This window comes from Mesorhizobium sp. M2A.F.Ca.ET.037.01.1.1, from assembly GCF_003998075.1.
GTDB lineage: Bacteria > Pseudomonadota > Alphaproteobacteria > Rhizobiales > Rhizobiaceae > Mesorhizobium.
This window is the reverse complement of record NZ_RZSA01000974.1, coordinates 1-2,389: the sequence shown is the minus strand read 5'-3', so window position 1 is coordinate 2,389 and position 2,389 is coordinate 1. Positions and strand designations below refer to the sequence as shown.

The 2,389-nt window shown below is 64.4% G+C and carries 3 protein-coding genes; all 3 read right to left on the bottom strand.

Annotation, left to right across the window (positions count from 1 at the left end):
* A partial coding sequence (locus tag EOA27_RS32135) for a GntR family transcriptional regulator (RefSeq protein ID WP_145970679.1) occupies positions 1 to 286 on the bottom strand: 286 nt, incomplete at its 3' end.
* A gap of 127 nt (positions 287 to 413) precedes the next feature.
* Positions 414 to 1,058 (bottom strand): class II aldolase/adducin family protein, encoded by a 645-nt coding sequence (locus EOA27_RS32130; RefSeq protein WP_126064754.1) that lies wholly within the window; start codon positions 1,056 to 1,058, stop codon positions 414 to 416.
* Positions 1,059 to 1,065: 7 nt separating this feature from the next.
* Complete coding sequence (otnK, locus tag EOA27_RS32125; RefSeq protein ID WP_126062122.1) at positions 1,066 to 2,343, bottom strand: 3-oxo-tetronate kinase; 1,278 nt, start codon at positions 2,341 to 2,343, stop codon at positions 1,066 to 1,068.
* Positions 2,344 to 2,389: the final 46 nt, after the last annotated feature.

The window sequence follows — 2,389 nt, the reverse complement described above, 5'->3', positions numbered from 1 at the left end:
CATAAGGTTCCAGCACGAGGCGAATGTCGCGCAGCTCCAGATATTCCTTGAGGCTGATCCGCCGCACGCGGATGTAGTAGCCCGGCTTCATCTCCAGCGCGCCATCCTTGACGAGCTGGAAGATGGCTTCGCGCACAGGCGTCTCGCTGGTGCCGAGCTGCTTTGCAAGGCCGCGGATCTTCAGCCGGTCGCCGGGATGAAGCCGCGCCGACATCAACTCCTGGCGAAGACGCAGGTAGATCTGCGAAGACAGGCTCGTCGCCTGGATCTCAGGCAGGTTCTGCATTCGTCAGCGGACTCGCTTTTCGCATCTGGCCAATGGTTCTCAAGATCACACGCCGCCGGACCTGTCCATATCGCGGGTCCGCAGCCTTTCGAGAATTTGGTTCATAAGAACCGCGTTTCCGTCTTCGCTAGCCGGGCAACAAACCCATTCCATAATTGCCGTATCGCTTGCCGACCCGCTCCATTTCCGCTTCGGGAAGCAGGGCCGGTTCGCCGACCTGCAACGCCATCAGATACTGACGCGCCAGCGTCTCCAGTTTCACCGTGGTCTGGAAGGCGGCTTCCAGCGTCTTGCCGATTGCGATCATGCCGTGATTGGCGAGCAGACAGGCGGTGCGATCCTTGAGCGCCTCGACCGCCGATGCCCCGAGCTCCATGGTGCCAAAGGTGGCGTAGCGGGCGCAGCGCACATCGGTGCCGCCGAAGGTCGCAACCATGTAGTGGAACGACGGCAGCGGCTTGCGCAGGCATCCCAGCGCCACACAGGCATCGGCATGGGTATGGATCACCGCATTGGCGACCGGGTAGGCGTCGAGGATCGCGGCGTGCATGTGCCATTCGCTCGATGGAACGCCGCCGATCATGCTGCCGTCGTCTTCGACGCGGACAAGCCTGGACGGCGTGAGATTGGCGCTGTTTGCCCCGGTAGGCGTGATCAGCATGCCGCCGGCAAGGCGGCAGCTCACATTGCCGCTGTTGCCGTGATTGAAGCCTTTGTCCTGCAGGCGCCTCACGGTGTCGACGATTGCCTGGCGAGGTGTGTCTTCGTCCATCGTCACCTCAGTGCTCCGGATGCCGCATGGATTCCAGCGTCGGCAGGAACATGTCCGGTGGCCCAAGCTTTCCGGATTTGAGGCTGAGCGCGACGATCTCGCCTTCTTCCGTTGTCGCGCGCGCGATGCCGGGCCCTTGGTAGGCGCCGATCCTCAGGCGATCTATTCCAAGCTGCTCGACAACCGATCCGGACGTCTCGCCGCCTGCGACGAGGAAGCGCCGGACGCCGCGCTTGCGCAGTTCTACGGAGAGCCGGCCAAGAATAGCCTCGGCGACACTTGCTGCGCCTTCGCGCCCATGTCTTGCCTGCGCGGTTCTGACCTGTTCCGGGCCGGCGGAGGTGGCAATCGCGATCGGACCGCCGTCGATATGCGTGCCCGACCAGCCGAGCGCCTGCTGAACCGCCGCATCGACGCTCGCGACCGCAGCGATGTCGATACGGTGCACCGGCCTTGCGTGCTCGAACGCAGTGAGCTGCTCGAGCGTGCGTTCCGCGCAACTGCCTGCCAGCACGACACCGGGGCTTTCGACCGCCGGCAGCGGCCGCTTGGGCGGCGCGTCGTCCAGCCAGCCGCGCTCACGCCAGAGCGCGGGGTAGTGGCGGATGACCGGCGCGTTGCCGGTCATCAGCGGCCAATCGACGGTGAGTGCTGCGACCGCGGCAAGATCGTCCGCATAGATGGCGTCCATGATGACGTGCCGCACGCCTTGCGCGACCAGATGGTCGAGATAAGCGCGGCGGGTGGATGGCTCTGCCCGCACGACATTGTGCGGCAACAGCCCGACGGCGAGTTTCGACTGCCGCTGCAACACGCGCACCAGGCTGGGATCGGTCATCGGGGTCAGCGGATCGTGCCGTTTCGGCGATTCCGAAACGAGCTGCGCGCCGACGAAGAGATGGCCCTGGAAGACACTGCGCGCGAGATCGCCGGAACTCGGGCAGAAGCCGGTATGCGTGGCCCGCGTCAGGGCAAGCAGGCTGTCGGCCACCGGGCCGATATTGCCGTCATCGGTGGAATCGAAGGTGGCGCAATATTTGAAGAACAGCCGTCTCGCGCCGATGTCGAGAAGCTGCTGTGCCGCGTCTTCCGATTTCCGCACGGCCTCGGCGGCGGGAACGACGCGGGTCTTTTGCGCGACGACCACGGCGGGCGAGTTGGCGAAATGGTGGACCAAGGCAGGCCTGGTCACGAAACCGCAGTCGACGCCGAGAGCCACCAGCATCGCTGCCGTTTCCATGCCGCCTGTGAGATCGTCGGCAACCACACCGATGATGGGCTGCATGTTCCTCCTGCAATCCCAACGCTATTGTGCGGGGATGATACATGAT

Excerpts from the sequence above, each read along its gene's own strand:
- otnK (WP_126062122.1), bottom strand. The coding sequence starts at position 2,343 with ATGCAGCCCATCATCGGTGTGGTTGCCGACGATCTCACAGGCGGCATG.
- EOA27_RS32130 (WP_126064754.1), bottom strand. The coding sequence starts at position 1,058 with ATGGACGAAGACACACCTCGCCAGGCAATCGTCGACACCGTGAGGCGC.